The organism is Glycocaulis sp. (assembly GCF_052168375.1).
Classification (GTDB): Bacteria; Pseudomonadota; Alphaproteobacteria; order Caulobacterales; family Maricaulaceae; genus Glycocaulis.
Map to the genome: position 1 here is coordinate 1 of NZ_JBQLZR010000265.1, position 6,318 is coordinate 6,318.

The 6,318-nt window shown below is 65.1% G+C and carries 7 protein-coding genes and 1 pseudogene; 7 read left to right on the forward strand and 1 reads right to left on the reverse strand.

The features are described from left to right. Positions 1–698, reverse strand: a 698-nt coding sequence (locus ACTS2Z_RS10750; protein WP_442573205.1) for a TVP38/TMEM64 family protein, incomplete at its 3' end; no start/stop codon positions are given. Between the two features lie 271 nt (positions 699–969). On the opposite strand from ACTS2Z_RS10750, the gene rpmH reads away from it, so the two are divergent. From rpmH to ACTS2Z_RS10785, 7 genes and pseudogenes are all read left to right on the forward strand, one after another. After that, the gene (gene rpmH, locus ACTS2Z_RS10755; RefSeq protein WP_442573206.1) at positions 970–1,104 is read left to right on the forward strand and encodes a 50S ribosomal protein L34; all 135 of its coding nucleotides are present in this window, start codon (positions 970–972) and stop codon (positions 1,102–1,104) included. A 12-nt stretch (positions 1,105–1,116) separates the two neighbouring features. Then, positions 1,117–1,500 carry a ribonuclease P protein component gene (rnpA, locus tag ACTS2Z_RS10760; RefSeq protein ID WP_442573207.1) on the forward strand — a complete coding sequence of 128 codons (384 nt, stop codon included), beginning with the start codon at positions 1,117–1,119 and terminating at the stop codon, positions 1,498–1,500. Positions 1,501–1,507: 7 nt separating this feature from the next. Next, positions 1,508–3,613: a membrane protein insertase YidC gene (yidC, locus tag ACTS2Z_RS10765; protein ID WP_442573208.1), complete on the forward strand. Its 2,106-nt coding sequence runs from the start codon at positions 1,508–1,510 to the stop codon at positions 3,611–3,613. 56 nt (positions 3,614–3,669) lie between these two features. After that, positions 3,670–4,275: a ribosome biogenesis GTP-binding protein YihA/YsxC gene (yihA, locus tag ACTS2Z_RS10770; RefSeq protein WP_442573211.1), complete on the forward strand. Its 606-nt coding sequence runs from the start codon at positions 3,670–3,672 to the stop codon at positions 4,273–4,275. Next, complete coding sequence (locus ACTS2Z_RS10775; protein WP_442573209.1) at positions 4,272–5,258, forward strand: DUF1036 domain-containing protein; 987 nt, start codon at positions 4,272–4,274, stop codon at positions 5,256–5,258. The genes yihA and ACTS2Z_RS10775 overlap by 4 nt, the downstream gene beginning before the upstream one ends. Beyond that, the gene (locus ACTS2Z_RS10780; RefSeq protein WP_442573210.1) at positions 5,255–5,950 is read left to right on the forward strand and encodes a pyrimidine 5'-nucleotidase; all 696 of its coding nucleotides are present in this window, start codon (positions 5,255–5,257) and stop codon (positions 5,948–5,950) included. The genes ACTS2Z_RS10775 and ACTS2Z_RS10780 overlap by 4 nt, the downstream gene beginning before the upstream one ends. Next, a pseudogene (locus ACTS2Z_RS10785) lies at positions 5,947–6,318 on the forward strand (2,3,4,5-tetrahydropyridine-2,6-dicarboxylate N-succinyltransferase); the annotation flags it as partial. The gene ACTS2Z_RS10780 and the pseudogene ACTS2Z_RS10785, both read left to right, overlap by 4 nt.

A 6,318-nucleotide genomic window follows, 5' to 3' on the forward strand; every position in this document is an offset into this window, starting at 1 on the left:
AAGGGCAGGAAGCCGACGAGGGCAAAGACGGCTATCGCGGCGATGAGCTCGGGGGTGAGAAGGTCGAGAAGACCCGGCACACCGCCCGCCGCGCGGCTGATCGTGGAGCCGACCGTGGCATAGACATAAGCCAGCGGCATCACCCCGATCAGCGTGCCGAGCACATAGGCGCGAAGCGGCACGTTCAGGAGCGCGGTTGCGATATTGATGCCGAAGAAGGGCAGGACCGGGATCAGGCGCAAGATCAGCACATAGCTGAAGGCGTCGGATGAAAACCCGTCCTGCAGGCGTTTGACCCAGGTGCCGAAACGCGCCCGCGCCCAGTCGGCAAAGGCATAGCGCACGGCAATGAAGATGATGGTCGCCCCGATGGTGGAGCCGGTCACGGCAACGCCCGTGCCGACAATCGGTCCGAACAGGAAGCCCGCCCCGATAGTGAACCAGATCGCGCCCGGCACCGAGATGGAGACCGCGAGCGCATAGACGATCGTGTAGATCAGCACGGCGAGGAACAGGTTCGCGGCCACATAGGATTCAAGGGCGGCCTGGTTTTCCTGCAAGGTCTCAAGGTTCAGATCGCGCCAGACGCCGCTGACCAGCACCGCGATGAGGGCTGCTGCCAGCACGAGGAGTGGCAGGAGGCGCAGCCACAAGGGTTTCGCCTTTTGCGGCGCGTCAGCGGGTGTGGGAGCGGTCATCTGAGTGTCCTTGGCGGGAGGGGCAGGTTACAGGCCGGATCATGGCGGGCCAGGGGGTGCCCGCCGTTGAAAGGTCATTCGTTCATCTTACGGTGAAAGTTACAAGCTGGACCTGATTTGGATTGCGGGCGAAACACCCACCCCCGCTTGACACCTGCGCCCGCCCCCGGTAGTTACCGCGGCTCGATTTTCGCCGGGTTCAGACCCGTCCCTCGCGCGTCAGCGCGGACGTGATGAAGCCGGTGCGTTTGCCTTTTCAGGAGCCAGTGCCGTGAAACGTACATTCCAGCCGTCCAAACTCGTCCGCGCCCGGCGTCACGGTTTCCGCGCCCGCATGGCCACCAAGGCTGGCCGTCAGGTCATCGCCCGCCGCCGTTCGCGTGGCCGCAAGCGCCTGTCGGCTTAATCGCCACACGCATTGAAAGCGCTGCAATATCCAAATCGCGCCGCGCGCATCCGCGTGCGGCGCGATTTTTTGCGTGCGCGTGACGGCCGCTCTGCCGCCCGGCCGGGCCTTGTGGTCCAGATGGTCGCGCGCGAGCCGGCAGAAGGGCCTGCCAGGGCAGGCTTTACCGCGTCGAAGAAGGTCGGCAATGCGGTCATGCGCAATCGCGCGCGCCGCCGCCTGAAGGAAGCCGCCCGTCATCTCCTCCCCCTTCATGGCCAGCCTGGCACCGACTATGTGTTCATCGCGCGCGCGGGAACGGCTGCGCGTGAGTGGGAGGCTTTGCTTGACGATATGAAAAGCGCATTGCTAAGCCTCGCCGCGCCGTCCCGGCCCCGGAAAACCGTGAAGGACTGACCCGCTCATGGGTGATACCCGCAATATCCTGCTCGTCGTGGCGATCGTTCTGGCGATCTTCATTCCCTACCAGCTCTTCATCGTCGAACCGATGATGGCCGAGCAGCGCGCCGCCGAGGAAGCCGCCATCGAGGCGGAGACCGGCGAGGCCGCCCCGGAAACGCCCGGTGCCTTCGGTGCCGAGGATGCGCCATCCGCGCTTGGCGGGTTTGCCGACAGGGACGAGGCGCTGGCGCGCTCTGAACGTATCGATATCCGCACGCCGGCCCTTGAAGGCTCTATCGCACTCAATGGCGCGCGCTTCGATGACCTGCGCCTTATGCGCTACGATGTCGCGGTCGGCTCTGACGAGCCGGTGACGCTGCTCTCGCCGCAAGGCACGCATGGCGCGCAATACGCGATTGATGGCTGGACCGGCACAGCCGGTGCGCCGGAGGGCCTGCCCGGTCCGTCCACGCGCTGGCAGGTGGTGGGTGGCTCCACCCTGACGCAGGAGACGCCTGTCACGCTGGAGCATGTCGCCGGTGACCTGACCTTCCGCCGCGTGATTGCGGTCGACGAGGACTATCTGTTCACCGTCACCGATACGGTGACCAATAACGGTGAAGGCGCGGTCTCGCTGTCGCGCTTCGGCGTGGTCCGTCAGGAAGGCATTCCCGACGACATCACCAATTTCTTCATCCTGCACGAAGGCCCGATCGGGGTGGTCGGCGGCTCGCTGATCGACCGCAAGTATAACCGGCTGGAGCGCGACGGTTCGCTCGAGCGGACTGGTGCGGGCGGCTGGATGGGCGTTACCTCCAAATACTGGCTGACAGCGGTTGCGCCGGGTGATGATGCGGAAATCCGCGCGCGTTTCGAGGCTCGCCAGTCGGGTGGCCGGACCATTTTTGAATCCAGCTATGTGCGCACCGCCGAGACGATTGCGCCCGGCGCGGCCATTACCAGCGTGTCGCATGTCTATGCCGGTTCGAAATCGGTGCCGATCCTGCAGCGCTATCAGGAAGAGCAGGGCATTCCGCGCCTCGACATGGCGGTTGACTGGGGCAATTTCTGGTTCTTCACCCGTCCCTTCTTCTGGCTCCTGACCACCTTCTATGACTGGACGGGCAATTTCGGTGTCGCGATCCTGCTGCTGACGGTGCTCATCAAGATCCCGCTCTTCCCGCTCAACAACCGCGCCTTTGCCTCGATGGCGAAGATGCGCGCTGTGGGTCCGAAAATGCAGGAGATCCGCGAGCGCTTTGAATCCGACAAGCAGCGCCAGAGTCAGGAGATGATGGAGCTGTACAAGCGCGAGAAGATCAATCCGCTTGCCGGCTGCCTGCCGATCCTGCCGCAAATCCCGATCTTCTTTGCGCTCTACAAGACGGTGTTCGTCTCGCTGGAGGCGCGCCACGCGCCCTTCTTCGGCTGGATCCAGGACCTGTCCGCGCCAGACCCCACCAGCCTGTGGAATCTGTTCGGCCTTCTGCCCTACCAGGTCGACGGTCTGTGGCTGATCGGCGATTACCAGCTCGGCATCTGGCCGATCCTGATGGGCATCACGATGTGGGCGCAGCAATCGCTCAACCCCCCGCCGCCAGACCCCATGCAGCGGCGCATCTTTGCCTTCCTGCCGATTGTCTTCACCTTCATCCTGTCGCCGTTTGCGGCCGCGCTGGTGGTCTACTGGACGTGGAACAACTTCCTCACCATCGCGCAGCAATACGTCATCATGCGCCGGCACGGCACCTATACCGAGGTCGACAAGCTTGCGGCGCGCCTGCACGCGCGCATGACCGGCAAGCCGGTGCCGGAGTTCGCCCTGCCGGGCGCTGCGCCGGGGCTGACGCCTGCTACCGCCAAGCCTGCCAATGATGTGAAGCCCGCCAGGGGCAAGGCGAAGGCAGACACGGCGAAGGATGCGGCGGTCACCGCCGATACGCCTGAAGCGGCCAATGCGCCCGAAGCGGTAACGCCTGCGCCTAAAAAGCCCGCGACACCGGGCAAGCGCACGACCACCAACCCGGCCGCGAAGAAACCGCGCGCCAAGGCCGCCACGAAGAAGCCTGCCGCGAAGAAGCCGGTTGCCCGACGCAAGCCGCCTGCCTCGCCGGAGGGAGAAAGCTGAGCGCGCCTGACGAGCTGACCGAAGAGGAGGCGGCGCGCCTCGCCGCCGGACGGCGCCTGTTTGCCCAGAACGTGACGTTCATCAAGGGCGCGGTCGGGATGGACGGTCTGCCGCCTGCCGACATGCCGGAAATCGCGTTTGCGGGCCGGTCCAATGTCGGCAAGTCCTCCCTCATCAACGCGCTGACCAGCCGCAAGGATCTGGCACGCGCGTCCGGTGAGCCGGGGCGCACGCGCGAGCTGAACTTTTTCGATCTGGCCGGGCGTATCCGCATTGTCGACCTGCCGGGCTATGGCTTTGCCAAGGCCCCCAAGGATGTGGCCGCACGCTGGATGGCGCTGACGCGCGACTATCTGCGCGGGCGGGTGAACCTGAAGCGCGTCATCCTGCTGATCGATGGCCGTCACGGCATCAAGCCGGCAGACGAGGCCATCATGAAGGTGCTGACCGAGGCCGCCGTCGGCTACCAGGTCACGCTGACCAAGCTCGACAAGCTGAAACCGGGCGAACAGGCGTCCATGATCGAGGCGACGCGCCTTGCCGTCGCCAAAAAGGTCGCCGCCTTTCCGGTGATCGCTGCAACTTCGTCCTCCAAACGCCTTGGCCTTGACGCATTGCGCGCCGATATTGCGGAACTCGCAATACCGGAGCAGGAGACATGATGCGGGTTCTGGCGGCGCTCGCCGTTCTGGTTCTGGCCGGAATTTTCGCCCCGCAGGCACGCGCGGGCGAAGTGTGCAACGAGACCAGCTATTATGTGGAAGCGGCCAAGGCGTGGGGCGGGCCACAGGGCCTGACGGCGCACGGCTGGCTGCGCATCGCGCCGGGCGCGTGTGCGCGCTTTGCCGGTATTCCCGGCGGGGTGAACCAGTATCTCTATGCGCGCACGACCGACGCCTATCTGGGCGGGGTGCGCGAATGGCTGGGCCGCACGCCGGTCTGTGTCGACCGCACCGATTTCCATATCGAGGGCGCAGCCAATTGCGAGGCGCAGGGCCTGGACGTGCGCGAATTCCGCCAGCTTTCACCGTCCGAGCGCACGCGGGCGGTGCTGGTGGAGCCTGACGATTTTGGTGACCGGGCGCTGGAGGCCGGCGTTCAGCGCCTCTTGCAGACGCTGGGCTATGAGGTGCGGGTGATTGACGGATTTGCCGGCCGGCGTTCGCGCGCCCAGATCGCCGCTTTCGAGCGCGATGCGGGGCGTTCCTTTGGCAGCAATTATGCCAGTCTTGCCAACGCCCTGCACGCGGCCGCGCAGGAAGCCAACCGCCAGATCGGTTTCAGCGTGTGCAACAACGCCTCGAACACGATTGGTGTTGCGGTTGCCCGCCAGCGCTCGGAGCGCTGGCAGAGCCGGGGCTGGTGGCGCGTCGAGCCGGAACAATGCGTGCGCGTGATCGCCGAGCGCCTGTCGCCGGGCGAGACCTTCGTCTTCGCCCAGAGGCTCGACGGGGAGGATACCGAACCGCTACAGCGCGGTGTGGAAGCCTTCTGCGTGGCGCCGGGGCGGTTTACGGCAGAAGGGCGCACCGATTGCGATGCGCGCGGCTATACCAGCGTGCTGTTCCGCGCGAGCCCGGTGCCGGTTGATGGCGTGGCGCGCCTGACGCTGGACGATTCAGATTTCGAGGAAATGATTCAATGAAGCGTCTTCTCCAGCGTGATGTCTGGGTCTTCGATCTCGACAATACGCTCTATCCGGCGGACACGGCGGTGATGAGCCAGGTCGAGGCGCGCATGACCGAGTTCGTCATGCAGCTATTGGGGCTGGAGCGCGAGGAAGCGTTCAAGGTCCAGCATGGCTACTGGCACGATTACGGCACGACGCTGAACGGGCTGATGGTCAATCACAAGATTCCGGCCTCGGACTTTCTCGATTTCGTCCACGATATCGATCATTCCGTGCTGAAGCCGAACCCGGTGCTGGCGGGCCATATCGCCGCGCTGGAGGGCGAGCGCATCATCTACACCAACGGGTCGGTGCGCCATGCGGAGAACGTGCTGGCGGGTCTCGGCCTTGATCACCTTTTTACGGAAATCTTTGACATCGCGGCGGCTGATTTCACGCCCAAGCCCCAGCGCGCGAGCTTTGACCGCTTCATCAAGCGGCACGCGATCAATCCGTCGCGGGCGGTGATGTTTGAGGATTCCGCGCGCAATCTGGAAACGGCAGCGGGCATCGGCTTTGCCACCGTTCTGGTGCGCGCGCCCCATGATGTCGGCAATGGCCACACGGCCGGACCCGGCGAACACCCCGAATTCGTGGACTATGCCGTGGACTGTCTCGACACCTTCCTGGGTGAGGTGGTCGACGGCTTCAGGGAGCATGCTGCATGACCGATACTGCCGCCCTCAAATCCGTCATCGAAGCAGGATGGGAGGCACGCGAAGGCGTGTCTGCCGCCACGAAGGGCGAGCTGCGCGATGCGGTCAATGCCGCGCTTGATGCGCTCGATGCCGGCACGCTGCGCGTCGCCTCGCGCGATGGAAATGGCGACTGGCAGGTGCATGAATGGCTGAAAAAGGCCGTGCTCCTCTCCTTCCGGCTGGAGCCGAACCGCCGCATGGGCCTGCCGGGCGCGCCGGTGCCGGGTCCGTGGTGGGACAAGGTAGCGGTAAAATGGGAAGGCTGGTCGGCGGGCCAGTTCGAGGCTGCGGGTTTCCGCGCCGTGCCGGGCTCGATCGTGCGCCGGGGCAGCTTTGTC